Source organism: Brevundimonas sp. AVps23W (assembly GCF_058681395.1).
In genome coordinates this window covers 2,830,134-2,846,772 of sequence record NZ_CM178738.1, presented here as the reverse complement: position 1 = coordinate 2,846,772, position 16,639 = coordinate 2,830,134, and the positions used below count along the sequence as shown (strand labels likewise).

The 16,639-nt window shown below is 65.0% G+C and carries 17 protein-coding genes, 1 other RNA gene and 1 pseudogene; 4 read left to right on the top strand and 15 right to left on the bottom strand.

Translation table 11 applies throughout. From position 1 onward, the window contains the following. The first annotated feature begins 58 nt into the window (after positions 1-58). Both ACW177_RS13815 and ACW177_RS13810 read left to right on the top strand, forming a co-directional pair. Positions 59-1,405 (top strand): MFS transporter, encoded by a 1,347-nt coding sequence (locus ACW177_RS13815; RefSeq protein ID WP_492026252.1) that lies wholly within the window; start codon positions 59-61, stop codon positions 1,403-1,405. Positions 1,406-1,502: 97 nt separating this feature from the next. After that, positions 1,503-3,461, top strand: coding sequence for a cellulase family glycosylhydrolase (locus ACW177_RS13810; protein WP_492026251.1), 1,959 nt, complete (start codon positions 1,503-1,505; stop codon positions 3,459-3,461). 16 nt (positions 3,462-3,477) lie between these two features. Here ACW177_RS13810 and ACW177_RS13805 read toward each other — a convergent pair whose 3' ends face one another. From ACW177_RS13805 to rnpB, 13 genes and pseudogenes are all read right to left on the bottom strand, one after another. Beyond that, a complete protein-coding gene (locus tag ACW177_RS13805; RefSeq protein ID WP_492026250.1) occupies positions 3,478-4,713 on the bottom strand; it encodes an amidohydrolase in 1,236 nt (411 codons plus the stop codon). Next, positions 4,703-5,410 (bottom strand): TetR/AcrR family transcriptional regulator, encoded by a 708-nt coding sequence (locus ACW177_RS13800; protein ID WP_492026249.1) that lies wholly within the window; start codon positions 5,408-5,410, stop codon positions 4,703-4,705. The genes ACW177_RS13805 and ACW177_RS13800 overlap by 11 nt, the downstream gene beginning before the upstream one ends. Further along, on the bottom strand, positions 5,407-6,969 hold the full coding sequence (locus tag ACW177_RS13795; RefSeq protein WP_492026248.1) for a carboxylesterase/lipase family protein: 1,563 nt from the start codon (positions 6,967-6,969) through the stop codon (positions 5,407-5,409). The genes ACW177_RS13800 and ACW177_RS13795 overlap by 4 nt, the downstream gene beginning before the upstream one ends. A gap of 211 nt (positions 6,970-7,180) precedes the next feature. Further along, a complete protein-coding gene (locus ACW177_RS13790; RefSeq protein ID WP_492026247.1) occupies positions 7,181-7,789 on the bottom strand; it encodes a hypothetical protein in 609 nt (202 codons plus the stop codon). Positions 7,790-8,041: 252 nt separating this feature from the next. Continuing rightward, a complete protein-coding gene (locus ACW177_RS13785) occupies positions 8,042-11,629 on the bottom strand; it encodes a DEAD/DEAH box helicase (RefSeq protein WP_492026246.1) in 3,588 nt (1,195 codons plus the stop codon). 129 nt (positions 11,630-11,758) lie between these two features. After that, positions 11,759-12,142 carry a protein NO VEIN domain-containing protein gene (locus tag ACW177_RS13780; protein ID WP_492026245.1) on the bottom strand — a complete coding sequence of 128 codons (384 nt, stop codon included), beginning with the start codon at positions 12,140-12,142 and terminating at the stop codon, positions 11,759-11,761. Next, entirely contained in the window at positions 12,033-12,338 is a 306-nt protein-coding gene (locus ACW177_RS13775) for a hypothetical protein (RefSeq protein WP_492028134.1), read from the bottom strand. Before ACW177_RS13775 ends, ACW177_RS13780 begins: the two co-directional genes overlap by 110 nt. Positions 12,339-12,676: 338 nt before the next feature. Continuing rightward, a complete protein-coding gene (locus ACW177_RS13770) occupies positions 12,677-12,844 on the bottom strand; it encodes a hypothetical protein (RefSeq protein WP_492026244.1) in 168 nt (55 codons plus the stop codon). Further along, positions 12,831-13,319: a hypothetical protein gene (locus tag ACW177_RS13765; RefSeq protein WP_492026243.1), complete on the bottom strand. Its 489-nt coding sequence runs from the start codon at positions 13,317-13,319 to the stop codon at positions 12,831-12,833. Before ACW177_RS13765 ends, ACW177_RS13770 begins: the two co-directional genes overlap by 14 nt. Before the next feature lie 45 nt (positions 13,320-13,364). Continuing rightward, on the bottom strand, positions 13,365-13,721 hold the full coding sequence (locus tag ACW177_RS13760; RefSeq protein ID WP_492026242.1) for a hypothetical protein: 357 nt from the start codon (positions 13,719-13,721) through the stop codon (positions 13,365-13,367). Between the two features lie 209 nt (positions 13,722-13,930). Then, positions 13,931-14,197 carry a hypothetical protein gene (locus ACW177_RS13755; protein ID WP_492028133.1) on the bottom strand — a complete coding sequence of 89 codons (267 nt, stop codon included), beginning with the start codon at positions 14,195-14,197 and terminating at the stop codon, positions 13,931-13,933. Between the two features lie 175 nt (positions 14,198-14,372). Beyond that, a pseudogene (locus ACW177_RS13750) lies at positions 14,373-14,507 on the bottom strand (LuxR C-terminal-related transcriptional regulator); the annotation flags it as partial. 65 nt (positions 14,508-14,572) lie between these two features. Continuing rightward, positions 14,573-14,963, bottom strand: an RNA gene (rnpB, locus tag ACW177_RS13745) — RNase P RNA component class A. 78 nt (positions 14,964-15,041) lie between these two features. Here rnpB and ACW177_RS13740 point away from each other — a divergent pair. Together ACW177_RS13740 and ACW177_RS13735 are read left to right on the top strand one after the other, a co-directional pair. Then, positions 15,042-15,230 (top strand): hypothetical protein, encoded by a 189-nt coding sequence (locus ACW177_RS13740; protein WP_492026241.1) that lies wholly within the window; start codon positions 15,042-15,044, stop codon positions 15,228-15,230. Continuing rightward, positions 15,231-15,527 (top strand): type II toxin-antitoxin system RelE/ParE family toxin, encoded by a 297-nt coding sequence (locus ACW177_RS13735; RefSeq protein ID WP_492026240.1) that lies wholly within the window; start codon positions 15,231-15,233, stop codon positions 15,525-15,527. Here ACW177_RS13735 and ACW177_RS13730 read toward each other — a convergent pair. Then, complete coding sequence (locus ACW177_RS13730) at positions 15,524-16,285, bottom strand: peptidoglycan recognition protein family protein (RefSeq protein WP_492026239.1); 762 nt, start codon at positions 16,283-16,285, stop codon at positions 15,524-15,526. The genes ACW177_RS13735 and ACW177_RS13730 overlap by 4 nt on opposite strands. A gap of 11 nt (positions 16,286-16,296) precedes the next feature. Beyond that, a complete protein-coding gene (locus tag ACW177_RS13725; RefSeq protein ID WP_492026238.1) occupies positions 16,297-16,620 on the bottom strand; it encodes a hypothetical protein in 324 nt (107 codons plus the stop codon). Between the last annotated feature and the right edge of the window lie 19 nt (positions 16,621-16,639).

Here is a 16,639-nt window from a genome sequence, read left to right as displayed (position 1 = left end):
CGACCTTCAGGGCGCTCCCGCCGCCCAGCCAACCGTGCCGGTACCGGGTAGATCAGAGATGACCACATCGTCCTTGGAGGCGGCCGATCCGGTCGCGTCTCCGCCTTCGACCGGCAGGTTTCGCAAGACCGGCTGGAGCGTCATCTGGCTGCTGACTCTCACCACCTTTTCGGCCCTGACCGTCGGTGGGCTTCTGGCTCCCCTGCAGGAGGCCGCCAAGCTTGAGCTGGGGCTTACGGACCTTCAGCTCGGCATGATCGTCGGCACGGCGACGGCGGTTCCGGTGGCCGTCCTGTCACTGCCGATCGCCTGGATGGTGGATCACGGGACGCGCACCCGGCTTCTGATCGGGCTCGCCACGCTCTGGGCCGTCGGGACCATCGGCACGGCCTTCGTGCAGGACTTCTACAGCCTGTTCGCCGCCCGGCTGGTCGCCGGCATCGGCGCCGGCACCGTCTTTCCTGTCGTCGTCTCCATTCTCGCCGACGTCTGTATGCCCGAGCGCCGGGGACGGTCGATGCTGCTGGTCTCGATCGGGGCCTGGGCCGGGGCCGCCGCCGCCTTTGCCCTCGGCGGGACGCTGTTCGGCTATCTCTCCGCCCATCCCGGGGCCGGCCTGCTGGGCCTTGCGCCCTGGCGTGAGAGCCACCTGCTGGTCGGCATAGGCGCCGCCCTGCTGGTCCTGCCCCTGTTCCTGATAAAGGAGCCGGCGCGGCACGAGGTCGAGCAGACGAGCCCGGCGCTGGGCGCGACGCTTCGCGCCTTCTGGAAACGCCGCCGGTTCCTCGGGCCGTTGTTCGTGGGCCAGTTTTCCGGATCGCTCGCAGAGGGCGCAGCCGCGCTCTGGGTCGGCTCGGTCCTGATCCGCCAGTATGGCCAGGGCCCCGCCGAGTTCGGAACCTGGATCGGACTGGTCATCCTGGGGTCGGGGGTCCTCGGGTCCCTGATCGGGGGGTATACGGCCGACGCCGGCCAGAAGCTCAGGATGCGTGGCGGCATTCTGCTGCCAGCCTTGATCGCCACCGCCATCAGCATACCGGCCAGCCTGTATCCGGTCATGCCGACGGTGGGCGGCTTCGCCCTGGTCCTGTTCGTCCTGCTGGTGGGGGGGACCATCGTCAATCTGGTCAACGCCGCCGCCATCGCCGTGCTCATCCCCAATGAGGAGCGCGCCACCAGCCTGGCTGCGTTGAAGATCATCGGTACGCTCGTGGCCGGGCTGGTGGTCCCGCCGGTCATCGCAGGAATGACCACCCTCCTGCCGGGGCCGTCGGGCCTTGGCCAGGCCCTCGCCTGGCTGGGCGCCGTGACCGGCGTGATCTCGCTGGTCGGCTACTGGCTGGCCATGGTCAACGCGCCCGAGTCTGTCACGCCTGAGCCCGTCGGGCTCAGGACCAGCGCCTGATCCCCGGCTGTGGCCTGCGTCGCACCGCGACCGAGCACCGGATATCCCCCTGCCGGGGACGCCCCCGCGCATTTCTCCTCTTCAGTGGCTGAAACACATGTCTGAACGCGACGACAATGCGAGGGCGGCGGCCCTCGCCCCACTGACCCGGGTCAGCTTCGGGGAGCGCGCCTTTCGGGATGAACGGGGACGCGATCTGATACTGCGCGGCGTCAACTTCGGCGGCGACAGCAAGGTCCCGTTCAGCCCGAACCAGCCGACCTATCTGCCGACGGACTTCGCGGACCACAGAACGGTCAGTTTCATCGGACGGCCGGCCCCCCTGGCCGAGATCGACAGCCATTTCGCCAGAATGCGGCGCTGGGGCTTCAACTGCCTGCGGCTGCTGACGACCTGGGAGGCGGTCGAGCACGCGGGGCCGGGCGTGTATGACGAGGCCTATCTCGACTACTATGCCGAGGTCTGTCGCCGGGCCGGCGCCCACGGCCTGTATGTTCTGGTCGATTTCCATCAGGACGCCTGGGCCCGGATGTCCGGGGGCGACGGCGCACCCGGCTGGACCTTCGAGGCTGCGGGGCTCGATTTCACCCGTTTCCATGCCTCTGGCGCTGCTCATGTCATGCAACACGCCTATGATCCGCTGCTCGGCGGACGCCAGGACAGCTACCCGGTCATGAGTTGGAGCGGGAACTACGCCCGGCCCGCCAATGGCGTGATGTGGACCCTGTTCTTCGCAGGTCGAGACCTGGCCCCCGATGCGAAGGTCGCAGGCGTCCATCTGCAGGACATGTTCCAGAACCACTATCTCGGAGCCATGCAGGCGCTGGCCGCGAGGCTGGTCGACATGGATCATGTCCTGGGCTTCGACACCCTGAACGAGCCGGGCGCCGGCTATATTGGCAAGGGCCTGTCGGACCCCATCGTCCGCTATCGGGGGCCGATCTGGTCGGCGCTCGACGGTCTGGCCCTTCTGTCGGGTCTCACCCGCACCCTGCCGGTCGTGGCGCCCGGTCAGGGGATCTGCGGCGAGACCCGCCTCAACACCGACGGGGTCTCCGTCTGGCTGCCGGGACGCGAGGATCCGTTCCGCGCCGCCGGCGTCTGGGACATCCGCGAGGGGCAGGCCGTCGCGCTGAAGGAGGACCATTTCAAACTTAGGTCCGGCCAGCCCATCGACATGGGCCGGGATTGTATGGCGCCCTTCTTCCACCGTGTCGCCGGGGCCGTGCGGGCGCTTCGTTCGGATTGGCTGCTGTTCGCGGAGGTCGATCCGTTCGAAGCCTTCATGGGCCATGGCTTCCCCGACGGGTGTCCGCCCAATACGGTCAACGCCAGCCACTGGTATGATCTGACAACCTTGGTGACCAAGACGTTCGACCTAAAGGGCAAGCACGTCCTCACCGGCGAGCCGCGCGACACGTGCGCTGCAATCGAACAGAACTATGTCGCCGAGATGAGCCGTATTCGGGCCGCAGGGGACCGTCTCGAGGGCGGGGCGCCGACCCTGCTCGGCGAATGCGGGATTCCGTTCGACATGAACGATGGGCAGGCCTACCGGCGCTGGGCCGAAGGGGAACGTGGCCCGCAGCTATGGGAGGCTCAGACTTCGGCCCTCGACATGATGTACAATGCGATCGACCAGTTGGGCCTGTCCTCGACCCAGTGGAACTACACGGCGTCCAATCGCAACGATTCAATGATCGGCGACGGCTGGAACCAGGAGGACCTCTCGATCTGGTCCGCGGATCAGGCGACGACGCCGGGCGACCCGGACGCTGGCGGACGCGCGGTGGAAGGCTTCTGCCGCCCGTTTGTCCGCGCCGCCCAGGGGCGACTGGTTCGGCAGAGTTTTGATCGCGAAAGCGGTGTGTTTGAAGCCAGGATCGCGGTGCGCGCGACCGCGACAGGTCCGACGGAAATCTATGTGCCGTCAGTCCAGTATCCGAACGGCTATGATCTCGCCGTGAGCGGCGGACAGGTGGTTCGAAACGACGCCCAGATCGTCAGCATTGTCGCGGACGGCGAAACCCTGGTCGTGAGGGTCACGCGCCGCTGACCGGCGCGCGGCCTCTTCACCGCTGCGGCTCGGGTCCTCCGGCCAGGTGCGCCTCCTCAAAGAAGGTCTCGACCAGGGCGGTCCAGAAGGCGACGCCCGATTCCAGAGCGCCGTCGTTGAAATCGTATCGGGGATTGTGGAGCAGGCATCCGCCCTCGCCAGGGCCGTTTCCGAACCCGAGGTAGGCCCCCGGCACATGTTCCAGCATAAAGGCGAAGTCTTCGGATCCCATGACGGGTGCGATGTCCGTCGCGACGCGCTCATCTCCCACAGCGCGCCGGGCGGCGCGGGCGGCAAGCTCCATAGCGTCCGCATCGTTCAAAAGTGCGGGATACCGCTCGCGATAGGTCATGGCGATCCGTACGCCATAGGCGGTGGCGACCCCATGGCGATGGGCCTCCATCCGGCGCCGGATCTCCTCGATCACCGGGCGTTCGAACCAGCGCAAGGACCCGCCCAGCGTCACCGCGTCCGGCAGGATATTGTGCGCGGTCCCGCCTGAAACCATCGTCACGGCCAGCAGCGCGGCCGAACTCGCCGGCGTCTGGCGCGGAACTATGGTCTGAAAGCCCATGATCAGGGCCGCCGCCGCGACCACGGCGTCGCCGCCATCGGCGGGGTTGGCCGCATGTCCGCCCTCCGCCTCGATCCGGATGTCGAAGGTGTCGAAACCCGCAAGCATGGCCCCCGGCCTTGTCACGAACCGGCCCACCTCCAGGCCTGGAAGATTGTGCAGGGCGAAAACCTGGCGAACGGGGAACCGTTCGAACAGGCCTTCCTCGACCATGCGCCGGCCCCCGCCTTCGTTTTCCTCGGCGGGCTGGAAGATGAAGACGACGTCGCCGGCGAGCCGGCCGCGCTCCCGGACCAGATCAACGATCCGGCGCGCCGCTCCCAGGAGCATGGCGGTGTGGCCGTCGTGGCCGCAGGCGTGCATCACGCCGGGCCGTTGCGAGCGGTGGCTGACCCCGGTCGCTTCCTCAATCGGCAGGGCGTCCATGTCCGCCCGCAGCCCGAGGGCGGGCGCGTCCGGCCCTCCCGCTCCGCGCAGGACGCCGACGACCCCGGTCCCGGCGATCCCGGTGTGAACCTCCAGCCCCCAGTACCGTAGGCGTTCTGCGACGAAGGCCGAGGTTCTGTGCTCTTCGAAGGCCAACTCGGGGTGGGCGTGGAGGTCCCGCCTCCAGGCCACGATTTCGGCGCCATGCCGATCAAACCAGGTCCCCAGGTCCGCCATCGATTCAACCGTCACTGCCGTGTTCGCCAACGCCGGAATGCCGCAAGGCTTCAAAGCCCCCGGTGAAGACGACTTCCATAGCCTCGCAGATCGCCAGCATCTCTGACGAGCGGCACTCGCCTCCTGACAGGACGTCGATCCGTCCGGTCTGGGCGAGGGAGAGGGTCAAGGCGCCGGAGAGCAGGTGGTAGAACCAGAAAAGCTGGCGCTGGGGCGCCTCCGGCGCGATACGCCCGAGAAGGGCGATGAAGCGCCGCACGACGGGATCGAAATGCTGGTGCATGGTGTCGCCGCCCCAGACGGGGGTGTTGTTCACCTGCGCCACCAGGGCCGCATAGTTCAGCCAGGCGGGATCCCCCTCTTCCAACAGCATGAACATGGGCTTGAGGAAGGACTCGAGGAGCCCGCGCACGGTCATCGCTTCGCCGTGTTCCGTCTCGTAGCGGTTCAGACTGTCCAGACGCATCTGGTTCACGACCTCGGCGCGGCGGCCGAACGTGATGCTGAAGAGCCGTGTCTTGTCTTCGAAATAGTAGTGAACCAGGGCCGTATCGACGCCGGCTTCCGCCGCGACCGCCTTCAGCGTGACGCCGTGCAGGCCGTCCCGCGCAAACAGGGCTTCGGCCGCATCAAGGATGCGGTTCATCGCCTCCTCGCGCCTTTGCGCCTTGGACTTGATGGGGGGGCGGGGGCGGGCGACGCTGGTTGTCATCGGCTCATCCTAACTGAAAGCAGCTTCCGCAGGCGATCCCTGGCCCGTATCACAAGGATGAGCAGGCGAGCCTTGCGTTCGTGGTGGTCCAGAGACGCCTTCCACCAGCCCGGCCGCATGGCGCCGCCCGGCGTCGCGTCGAAGACGCGCCACGAATCTTGCGTCCGGTCATAGGCGGGCCAGTCCGCTCCAGGGTCCCCATTTCGGGCAAACGCAATCCAGCGCGCATGTATGCCCGCAGCGACAGCGCGATCCGCAGCGGTGGCCGGCGGGGCGCCGTCCGGCCGATGATCCAGCGTCTCGAAGACATGAAAGATCTCGGCGCCGTGGGCCGCCCGGTTCATGGTTTCGCGGCGCCCCTCTTCCACATAGTCGAAGGCATAGAGCCACGCCCTGGACCGGCGGCGCCGGGCGGCGATCCAGCGCGCAGGGCCGGCGAATCCGAAGTCCCGGAACCCCAGCCGGACGATCTGGTCCTCATCGCCCGCAGCCTCGGGGTACAGCCGTGCGAGAGCCGCGTTCGGCTTGATCATCGACCGGAACCGCTTCACGCCGTCGCCATAGTTCAGCAGGGAATCCTCGCCACTATTGACCCCGATCATCAACGGGATGTCGGCGAAGTCTCCGCGAGCGAAGGCGCTGATCGGGTCGCGCACCAGCAGGCGACCGTCGATAACCGGTCCGAAACCGCCTTCGACTGCGGCCAGACGGTCTGCGGGCGCTGCGCGCAGTTCGGCGGCGTCCGTCCCGGCCAGGCCTAGGGCGGTCATGGCGGCCATGCCTCGGGCCTCGGCCGTCTTCAGCGGCGTCGCCGGCAGCCAGCCGCCGCCGGACTGGACGATCGCCTTCTGGAACAATCCCCTCGCGCGGGGCGCCGTCATCAGGGCCAGAATATCCAAGCCCCCGGCAGACTCTCCGAAAAGGGTGACATTGGCCGGGTCGCCCCCGAAGGCGGCGATGTTGTCACGGACCCATTCCAGAGCCGCGATCTGATCCAGCAGGCCCGGAGCGCCGAGGGGCTGGTCGCCCGGAGCTTCCCGCGTCAGAGCAGGGTGCGCAAGGAAGCCGAAATGACCCAGCCGATAGTTGACGGTGACCAGAACCACGCCGTCCCGGGCAAAGGCTTGGCCGTCGTAGAAGGGCAGAGACCCCGCGCCCATGCGGTTGGAGCCGCCGTGCAGCCAGACCATGACGGGCGCCCCGCTCTCGACCTTCGTCGGCGCCCAGATGTTCAGCGTCAGGCAGTCTTCGGACGTGGGGTCAGGCGCGCCCCCGATCGAGACGATGTCGGCGACATCCGATGGACCAGCCTGTGGTCCAGGCAAGCCGAACTGACCGGCGTCACGTTCACCCTGCCAGCCTGGGTGCGGCTGTGGCGGGCGCCAGCGGAGCTGACCGACCGGAGCCGCCGCATAGGGCGCGCCGCGCCACACCCTGGCTTCGCCCTCGCGCCGCCCCCTCAGCAAGCCCGCAGGAGTTTGAACAAGCGGCTGCGCCTCGTCCGTTCTGATCCGATCCACTCTTTCCATCCCGCCGCGATCCGCCAGCGTGTTCGTCATCCGGCCTTTGGACGATCATGGCAGAAGCCTGGGCGGCCTGCATAGGTCATTCATTGTATAATAAACGAATACCTTCCCCAACGCCTCGTCGCCGGTCTGCTACAAACGAACCTTGCCTCTCCAGCCACGCAGGAGGGCAACGGCCAGCTCGCAGAGGTACGGCCGCTTATTCTGCGGTGAATGTCGGGTATATTCGCCGCATGCCTCTCGATCAGGCTGCGAGCTGCCGTAGTCCACAGGGCTGCAATGCGATGGACACGCCTCTCGTTGCGAGCGGACGGTCGACGAGACCCTTCAGTCGGGCGAACGCCGTGGGGCTGGTGCAGAGGATGCGCCGTTCGTCGGGCTCCCATCTGGCGTGATCCAGGTAGCTTACCGCCGCGCCTTCCTCCGCGATCTGGACGACCGCCTGGCGGATATCGGTCTGGGCGAACGGGATGAGCCGCGCCGGCGTTCCGGCGCCGCCATCTGGTCGTCGGCTTTCGGCGGCGCGAAATCTTTTAATGGGTTCATAAAGGTATTGTCGGTCACCGGTGACCGGTTTTCGTGCCGCTGATGTCCGCTTTCTGGCGTTTGATCGGTCGCCGATGACCGATTTTGCGGCGCCTCGGCCGCTTCGTCGGGAACAGTTGCGCGGCAGATATTGGTGCTGCAGCGCTGGCGGGTTTTTCGTGTCCGAGAAACGTCCCGAGGGGTTAGCCAAACGGGAAAAATCCCTAAGGATTTCAATATGCGCCTCACACCCCGTTAGACGGGGCAACGCCTTGAATTCACGAGAAGAAACGACTTCCTCTCTGTCCGCCACCTGCGTTGGTTTCAAATGGCTTTTTTTGGTCAGGATTGGGTTTCATCCAACAAAACGTCGCCAACAGCTTTGCCCCTGAACCTTGCTGCGTAGGGCTGTTCACGGCCTTTCAGGCTGTCCTACGCGGTGAGTTGACGGAGATGTCTTGTGCAGCCGGTCGGCAATATCAGACTTCCCAAGGACAGGAAGCTCCCTCGCAATACGCTGCGGGCATATTGATGAAATCCGCTCCGACATGAAGCGGAAGCCCTCGTGGCCACCAGCTGGTCAACACGGCGGCGGAAATCGCGAGCGAGTTCCAGCCTGTCTAGTGTCTGTCCTGTGAGCCGGAAGTGAACTCGCTAGATCCTTTGCGTGTCCTACGCCGCGCCATGCTCCGTGAGAACCGACAACATAGAGGCGTTGCTTTGCCCGGGAGACCGCCACATTGAGAATGTTCGGCGTTCCCGCAGCCCAGGCCCTTGCGCCATTTTGTGAAGCCTTTGGGGCACCTAAGACAAGGATCACCGCCTCTGCTTCTCGGCCCTGAACTGTGTGGATTGTACCCACGCGATCCTTCAGCCATTCATCGACATCAACGCCAAACTGCGCAAATAGCTCTCGCTCTGCCTTCAAACGAGTTCGCAGTTCCTGCGCAACAATCCGGAAGGGTGTGATCACAAATACATCGGGATTGCGAAGGCCCGCATCGGCGATCTCGCTCAGCAAAGAGACGACCTGTTCGCCTTCATCGGGGCTCCATTTCGAGTCCGCGTCACCATCCACATTATGCCAACTCGATGCGCCGAGAATGTTGCCGATGGTGCTGTGCTTAGACCCAGGCGCATGAACCATTTGACCATCGTAGGCGATGCGATTGGATATCCCGAACATGGGCTCCTGGCACCGTCGATGAACGAGAAGCGGGATGCCGACCTGGCGCGGCCCGACATCCGATTTGAAGGCGGCTTGGAAGGGCGATACGCGGTCAGCCACGGTCTGGGTTGAAGCCTCCGGCGCCGTCCACGACGTCGGATGAATTTTAAAGAAGTCAGCGATCTCGACGTTCAGTCGCTCGGGCAGCGTGATGACAGGCGGGATCTGCAGCGGGTCGCCGACGATAATCGCACGCTGCGCGCGCATGACCGCGCCGACAGCGGCCTGTGGTAAAGCCTGGCCAGCCTCATCGACGAGCAGCCAACCGATACTTTCTGGCGGCAGATCGCCGAGCATGCGCTCGACCGAGGCGAAGGTGGTCGAGAGAACCGGGGTGACCATGAACATTGTCGACCAGAGTTCTCCAAGCAGCGCTCGTTTGGCGGGATCCTGCGGCGAGCCTCCTGAGAAAACATCCATCAGGATGGATAGATTGTGCAGCACCTTCTGAGCAGCGGCGTCGATGAAGGCTTTGTGGACATTCACCGCCGCAATGAAGAGGTCGTCGCGTTTGCACTGAAGCGCCTTCGGCAGCCATGGGGATTCCAGGTTGGATGCCTCATGACCACGCTCAAAGAAGGAATCGTCGACAATATGCTGACCAAGCACCGGACGGTGCGCTTCAAGCTGGTCGCCCAGTACCACCACCCGCTCTCGAGGTTCGATTAGGTTACGATCGGCGCGCGCAATCTCCAAAGTGAGCGCTGCAATCCGATTGGAATAGTCGGCCAACGCCATCTCGGCATGGTGGAGGTCGATCTTTGTCCGCTCTGCGGCTTCGAGCAGAGGTTTGTTGTCGGCATTCCAAGCGGTGCGAGCATCCCGACGAAACAACCAGGCAAAGAAACCAGGGCGTCGCTTGCGATGTTGTCTGACGGCGTCATCGGCCTGTTTCGCCGCAAGGTCTGCGATATTGAGATCCGCTTCCTGAAGCGCGATTTTTGATTGAAGAGGCTGGAGACGTTCAGCAAGAACGGCACGTTCAGCGAGGCGCTCTGCAACCTCTCGCTTCGCAGCGGTGAGCCTAAGCGCAAGTTGGCGCACATCTTCCAATCGAGTCAGCTCATCTTGGATTTCGTGATGTAGCGTCACCAGCTTCTGGCGGGCGCGTCGCCAATTCGTTCCGACCTCGTGCGGCGATGGAGGCGCTTCGTTTGTGACCACCGAAGGGGTCTCGCGGGCGATCACCTTGTCCGTTTCCGGGTCCTTGATCTCGCGGATGACGGAGTCGCCTTTGGCGGCCTTCAGATAGATCCGGAAACCATGGTCATCGTCCCACCAGAACGATTTGGAGAAGGCGGCGCGGTTCTTAGCATTGCCCAGGACGGCGGCGATAAGCCCCCAGCTCTGAAAGGGTTCAACGTCCGTCGAGACCTCCGCCTCAGCACCTTCCTCGGCCTCCGGTGGCCGATAGACAAAGTCGCTGATGGACTTGAAGTAGCTCAACTCATCCGGCCGGCCGATCGCCTTGGCTGCAGGCAGCTCTCGACTGACGTTCTCGACGGCTTTGTTGTTGCTGGAGGCGACGAGGATCTCATGGCCTCGCAAGCTGGGATCCAGCTTATAGAGGTGGAAATAGCCCGGGCCTCCGAACGTCCAGCGCTCGCCCGACGCTGTGAAGGCTTCCTGCGGATCATCAAACGCCGCCATCGCCAAGGCGCGATCCAGAACCGTCGCGGCCACGATGTCACGAAGGAGGGTCGTCTTGCCGGTGCCTGGCGGGCCGTTGACGGCGATCATACCAGAGCCTTTGGCCAGTTCTGATCGGGCCAGGTTCACTGCCGCCTGCTGGAGGAGAACGAGGGGGTGACCGCCAGGGTTAGGCCAACGCGCCGCCGGCGTTTTCGAAGGCGCCACGGCGTCTTCAACGGTGTAACGATCGTTCAGAAGATCAAAAATGCGATCGGGTCGCTCAATGCCGAGGTACTGGCGCAGTGTTTTTGGAGCGGTCTGCTTACGACAGCGGGCGGCGGCTTTGGCCAGATCGCCCATGAAGAAGGAGTTGAGCAGCGAGGCTTCCGGCGGGTTTTTGGCCTTGAAGTGATGATAGACTCGCAGCGCAAAACTAGGTGGCTCAACGAGGTGATCCGACAGCCCAAAACGCTCGACCAGATAGGCGTGTGCGCGCGTGATCGCGTCTCGATCGACCGGCTGGGGCCTGCCGGCATCATCGGTACGCCGCAGGATCTCGTCGACTGCTTCAATGATTTTTGGCTCGAGGCTCGGCCAGCCACCGAGCGCTTCCAGCTTCAATTTGATTGTGAGCGGCAAGGCCCAGCCGAAGCTGGACACTGCGATGCCGTTGTCTTCGACCAGCACACCATTTCGATCCACGAGCACGGCGCCGATCGCTGCCTTTTCCCGAGCGCGGGTTCTCAATTCTTCGTCGGAACCGAAGGCTTTGACGAGATCGGCGGTCGCTCTTTCCATCGGGATCGCGCCAAGCATGATCTGATAATAGAGTTGATGCTTCGGCCGAGACTTTTCGCCTCGTTCCCAAGGCAACGGGCCTTCGCCCAGCTCCGCGACGCTGCCGTATTGGCCAATCTTAAGGTCGTAAGGACGTTTGTAAGTCTGGGGCGACAAGGCTTCCAGTGCGGTCCATGCGCCAAGGACACCCAAGGGGGTGTTGGGCTCGGTCGGGCGAACCGGCACAAACGTCTCCTCGATATCCTCGGCCCAGGCATCGGCCGCGGCCGCAATCCGCTCAGACCCGTCAGGCTTTACGGGGGGAGGTGGAACGTCGGTGCGGGGTGCGGCTGGTTTCCGTGCCAGTATTTTAGGCTTCGTGGCTACAGGTCGGCTCCTGCTCGTTGCGGGGCTCAACAGGAATTCCTGCGTGCTCAACCGTAGCTTGGCCGCGCGGTCGGTCTTTCGAAAGCTCAACTCGTGCTCAATCTGGCCCACCACCATCGGGTCGTTTTTAGACTGGGCGAACAAGGTCTCGAGTTGAGCGATCGAATGCTGGACGTAAGGACGCTTATTAGACGGCACGAAAGAGGCCTTTAATGTGAGGCGAAGCCGCCGTTCTGAGCGACCGGCGGCGCGGGTTGGGATCAGCGATTGTTTTCAAGTCGCCATCAGCTTTTCGAACTGAAGATCACGGCGATCAGGCTGGGGCGCGCGCTCCAAACGCCAGCCATTAGTTTGGCGGCTGGATTTTGCACCATCTGGACCCTTGGGGTGAGCCGTCTCGCAGTTCGCCATGAGGCATAACCAATGGGCATCGCCATATTCCTCAGCGGCGGCGAGCTCGTTGGCGGTCGATTCCACGCTGGTAAAGGCGGCGCTGACCTCACCCTTGACCTCGACCCGCTGCAACACGCCCTCGGCGTCGATAAAATCAATGTCCCAGCCCGGCGTCTCGCCCCGGGCGGCCCGATGGACCCTGTTCCGGCAGCCAGACGATCTGGTTTTGGAGATAGGCGAGGGCGGTACGTTCCGTCCAGTCACCGACCGCCTTGGCGCCTGCGTTACGGCGAGGACTAGACTTGCCCGCGTTTGCTGCGGCGGCGGGGGTGATCAGTTTGGACGGGATGATCAGGGCATCCGAAGCTTCGATCATTATGGGATCTACAGCGACTGGCTCGAGCGTCGTCAAATCGTCACCAACCTTTGCGTCGCTCATCAGACCGGCTTCAGCCATCATGGCGGCGCATCGGCGCCTGCCTCCGGCGCTAAGCGCGCTTACGAGCACAACCGTAAGCATTCAGGCTTTCCCTGTCTATGATGAGAAGGGAGCGCGATGACGCACCATGTCGTTACCCGGCAGGAACTAGCCATATCATTGATTTCATAAAATTGATCTGTGGGACGGATCGCACATGCGCCTGTAGGCGCGTTCTGCGGCAAGCCAATATCTGCTGATGGTGCGCTGCGGGCGAAGCGCCTACACTCAAGCTGCCGGACATGCCGCGTCGTCCAGCCGTATAATCCGTGCAGGCGGTGCGAGCCCATCGGTCAGGCCGGATCCTCAGCAATCAGCCGCTAACTGTTCAGCGCGCCGATGGTCAGTCGCCGGCGCAGGGCGGGGGAGGCGAGGACGTTGCGCAGGTCCTCCAGAAAGTCGGCGGCCTCGTCTTCCTCGCCCGCTTCCTGCAACGTGATCACACGCCGTATGGTCAGCATCAGAATGCGGCGTTCAGTCGGACCCATCGTGGCGATCAGGTCGATCAGGACTTCGCTCTGGGGGCAGAGGCGCATCATCGCTCGCCCCCCTCTTGAACGGTCGAGCCGTCAGGGCGCCGACCAGCAGCGCCGTGAGGATGGCCAGGCTCCAGATGGAGAGCGCCATCAGATAGGTGTTCATGGTAACGCGATGATCGATGAGCATAGCCAGGTGCGATCCGACCGCCAGCAATTGGAAGGCGCTGGCGACGGCGAGCCATAACCGACCCGACCGCGCCAGCAGGCCGATGAAGGCCGCCAGGACCGTCAGGTCCACCCAGAAGAGGCCCCATTCCGGATCGAGGTGCTGCGAGGACTGAACCCGGGCGCTGATCAGCCAGCCCGCCAGGATCACGATGGCCGCTCCACGTTCCGGCCATCGGCCGCGCCACAGCGCCAGCGCACAGGCCGCGACGGCCAGGACCACGCCGATCAGCGCCGCCGTCGTTTCGAACATCCACATCCCCCGAATCCGCAGGGATCAGATTGGCGGTTTTGGCGCGCGCCGTCACGCGGCGTCTTCGACGATGCGGAGCCCGCCCAGGCCCTGGGTGCGCGGCTTGTCGCCGTCTTCGGGCTTGTCTGGAACGCCGATGGCGACGGCGCCGCAGCCTATCTGGACCCGAACGTTTTGCAGGCCGCCATGAGCCTGGATCAGGGTGCGCCGCGCGCTGACGAGGTGGGTCAGGGTCTCGCCGAGCGCATCGACGGCGGTCTGTCCGATCACGGCGGACAGGCCGGCGTTCTGGCGCAGCATGGGCAGCAGGCCCATCAGTTCGGCGGTGTGGGCCAGGGCGGTGTCGAGGGCGGCTTCGGCCTGGACAAGTTTGGCGGCGCCGGCGCGGGCGGCTTCGGTGCGTTTCATCGGGCGCAGGTCTCCAGTCGCGCCGAACAGGCGGCGCGAGGTTGAGGTCAGGCGTTGGAAGGGGAAGGGCGGTTAGGCCTGCGGGACCCAACCCTCACGCCAGCGCTGCAGGGCGTAGAGGAAGTTGTGGGCCGCCATGACGACGCCGCCGAGGACGAGGCCCAGGACGACGGCCAGAACGACCGTCAGGGCGAGCAGCTGGAGCGGCGTCAGGCCATGGAGCCGGCCTCCGAGGATGCGTCCGGCGAGGCCTGTGCGTCGGCCAGGAAGATGGCCGCGCTGAGAATGCTCATCAGCAGGCGGCCAGGCGTCTCGCCGTCTCTCTGCGACTTGCGCAGGGCCGAGACCAGATCGGGGGCCAGTCTCGATTGTTCCGGCGTCGCGGCTAGAAGGCTCAAGGCCTCCTCCAATGCGGTCCAGGTCACCAGAAACATCGGCGACAGATCCGCTTTCGGACAGGTTGTGGTGGGGATCATGCGTAGCTCTCGGTTCGCCCTCATCAAGGCGAGAGGGCGACGCTTCGGCTAGGGGTGCAGATCGCGTACGGTAATCATTGCCGGGGGGCGGGGCGGCCTCCCAGGCGACGAAGGCCAGGGCGGCGTCGCGTCGATTGAGACCCGCCAGGCGCCGGCGGGCGCTGAGGACGTGCATTTCGACCGTTTTGGGGGAGAGGGCGAGAAGCCGGGCGATCTCCTTGGAGCGACGATGCTGGGCGACGAGCCGCAGGATCTCCCGCTCGCGCGGGGTCAGCCGTTCAAAGGCGAGTTCTGATCCGACCTCGGTCATCCCCAAGTCTTAACGCGAAGCTGGGGCGGGGGGGAGGGGTAAGCGTTGAACGCGCTACCGAAAATTTTGCCAGACGGCCTGTAAGCCGGGTTTTGTTCCGCTCCGAGGCCGAAGCCCGGAACGGCGACGATCATTCCTCTGGACCGTCCATTGCTGAACGGTTCTCGCGACCTACCCGGACATCTGAGGCGGTGAGCCCCGCAGGGCGAACCCCGCGCGATGTCCCTATTTGGTCTTGCTCCAGGCGGGGCTTGCCATGCCGTCCCTGTTGCCAGGCACGCGGTGGGCTCTTACCCCACCCTTTCACCCTTACCGGCCTCGCGAGGCCGGAGGTTTGCTTTCTGTGGCGCTATCCCTCGGGTCGCCCCGGGCGGAAGTTATCCGCCGCCTTTTCACCGTGGAGCCCGGACTTTCCTCGACGGGATCAAGTCCCGCCGCGACCGCCCAGCCGTCTGGCGGAGGCTAGATGCGCCGCCGCGCCGCGTAGGTCAACCAACGGATGCGTAGGGGCGGCAAATGGGATATGATCAGTACATGATCGAACCCGCCTCCAACATAGGCAATCAGGAAAGCCCGGAGCAGCGTGAGCGCCGCCTGACCTGGGAGCGCGCGCGCATCGCTGAGGCCGAAGAGGACATCGCCGCAGGACGGGTCATCTCGGGAGACGAGGCGCTTCGGTGGTTAGAGACAGAGATCGCTTGGGCCGAGGGCACGTCCGACTGAATGGCGCGCCTATACAGGCTTACGATCGCCGAGCAGGCGCGAGACGACATTGCCCAAGCCAGACGATGGTTGACCCAACCCGGAAGCGGGCGTCGTGGCCGAACACGCTATTCGGAAGTGCTCCGCGCCATTCGAGATCTTCGAGCCGCACCCGGACGTTGGCCGCCAAGCGAGATCGCCGGGTTTCGTGAGCGGACCATAACAGGCTACCGGCTGATCTATCGCGTCGATGACGATACGCAACATATTCAGGTCCTGCGCGTCTTCGGCCCCTTCCAAGACCGCTCCGCCACCTAATTCGATACGCCCGTGACGCTTTCGACGCTGGCCAGTTGCAGCAGGCCGACCAGGCGGGCGCGGGTCTCGCCGTCGGCGACGCCGTCGATGCGTTCAGGTCGCCAGTGGCGCTGGAAGGCGCGGACGGTGGTCTCGGTCTCGGCGTCATAGTCCCCGCCGGGCGTCAGCCCATAGCCCAGCCGATGCAGGCCGGCGCGCAGAACCACGACCCCGATCCCCTGGTCGCCCTTCTGCAACAGGCCGCCCAAGGCCTTGATCCGTTCGGCGGCGGGCTCGAACCACAGGCCGTGTCCCGCCTCGGCCAGCCGTTTCCAAGGAAATAACTCGCCGGGGTCGGTCTTGCGCGTCGGCGCCAGATCGGAGTGGGCGATGATGCGGTTGTCGGGAATGGTCCAGCGTTCCCGGATGTCGCCAATCAGGGCGACGACCGCCGCGATCTGGGCTTCGGGAAAGGGGCGATAGCCGAACTCGTGGCCGGGATTGACGATCTCTATGCCGATGGAGGCGGCGTTGCAGTCGGTCTCGCTGCGCCAGACGCCTCGACCGGCGTGCCAGGCGCGCCGTTCCTCGGGCACCAGTTGGAAGACCCGGCCGTCCTCCTCGACCAGATAATGGGCCGAGACATTGGCCTCGGGGTCGCGCAGTCGCGCGAGCGCGGCCTCGCCCGTCTCCATGCCGGTATAGTGGAGCACCAGCATGTCGGGCGGCGCACGACGCGTGTCGAAGTTCGGCGAGGGCGCCGCAATCAGGTCAACCATGGCTTCAGGCCTCAACGGCCGTGGCGTTCCCAGCCATAGGCGACCCAGGTGCCGTCCACCTTGTGCGCCTCGATCACGTCGGGATCCCCGGCGCGGCGACGCGGCGCCAGGTTGCGACGGGCCCGCATGGCCAGGCCGGCCAGGAAGACCAGAACCCCGGCGAACAGGGCGATGACCGCGACCGCTGCGGCGGTGAAGACGGCCAGGATCGCGCCGACGGCCAGGGCGGCGACGCCGGCGATCAGGCCGGCGATCCACATCACCGAGGCGACCAGGCCGTTGGGCCGGCGGCGGGCGGCGAAGCCGAGGGTGGCGAGACGTTCAGGCTGGAACATGGGTTATCCTTTCAGGCGC

Bases quoted from the DNA above. Each gene is read 5' to 3' on its own strand.
- ACW177_RS13815 (WP_492026252.1), top strand. From the start codon at position 59: ATGACCACATCGTCCTTGGAGGCGGCCGATCCGGTCGCGTCTCCGCCT.
- ACW177_RS13810 (WP_492026251.1), top strand. From the start codon at position 1,503: ATGTCTGAACGCGACGACAATGCGAGGGCGGCGGCCCTCGCCCCACTG.
- ACW177_RS13800 (WP_492026249.1), bottom strand. From the start codon at position 5,410: ATGACAACCAGCGTCGCCCGCCCCCGCCCCCCCATCAAGTCCAAGGCG.
- ACW177_RS13795 (WP_492026248.1), bottom strand. From the start codon at position 6,969: ATGACGAACACGCTGGCGGATCGCGGCGGGATGGAAAGAGTGGATCGG.
- ACW177_RS13775 (WP_492028134.1), bottom strand. From the start codon at position 12,338: ATGATGGCTGAAGCCGGTCTGATGAGCGACGCAAAGGTTGGTGACGAT.
- ACW177_RS13770 (WP_492026244.1), bottom strand. From the start codon at position 12,844: ATGGGTCCGACTGAACGCCGCATTCTGATGCTGACCATACGGCGTGTG.
- ACW177_RS13765 (WP_492026243.1), bottom strand. From the start codon at position 13,319: ATGTGGATGTTCGAAACGACGGCGGCGCTGATCGGCGTGGTCCTGGCC.
- ACW177_RS13760 (WP_492026242.1), bottom strand. From the start codon at position 13,721: ATGAAACGCACCGAAGCCGCCCGCGCCGGCGCCGCCAAACTTGTCCAG.
- ACW177_RS13755 (WP_492028133.1), bottom strand. From the start codon at position 14,197: ATGATCCCCACCACAACCTGTCCGAAAGCGGATCTGTCGCCGATGTTT.
- ACW177_RS13740 (WP_492026241.1), top strand. From the start codon at position 15,042: ATGATCGAACCCGCCTCCAACATAGGCAATCAGGAAAGCCCGGAGCAG.
- ACW177_RS13735 (WP_492026240.1), top strand. From the start codon at position 15,231: ATGGCGCGCCTATACAGGCTTACGATCGCCGAGCAGGCGCGAGACGAC.
- ACW177_RS13730 (WP_492026239.1), bottom strand. From the start codon at position 16,285: ATGGTTGACCTGATTGCGGCGCCCTCGCCGAACTTCGACACGCGTCGT.
- ACW177_RS13725 (WP_492026238.1), bottom strand. From the start codon at position 16,620: ATGTTCCAGCCTGAACGTCTCGCCACCCTCGGCTTCGCCGCCCGCCGC.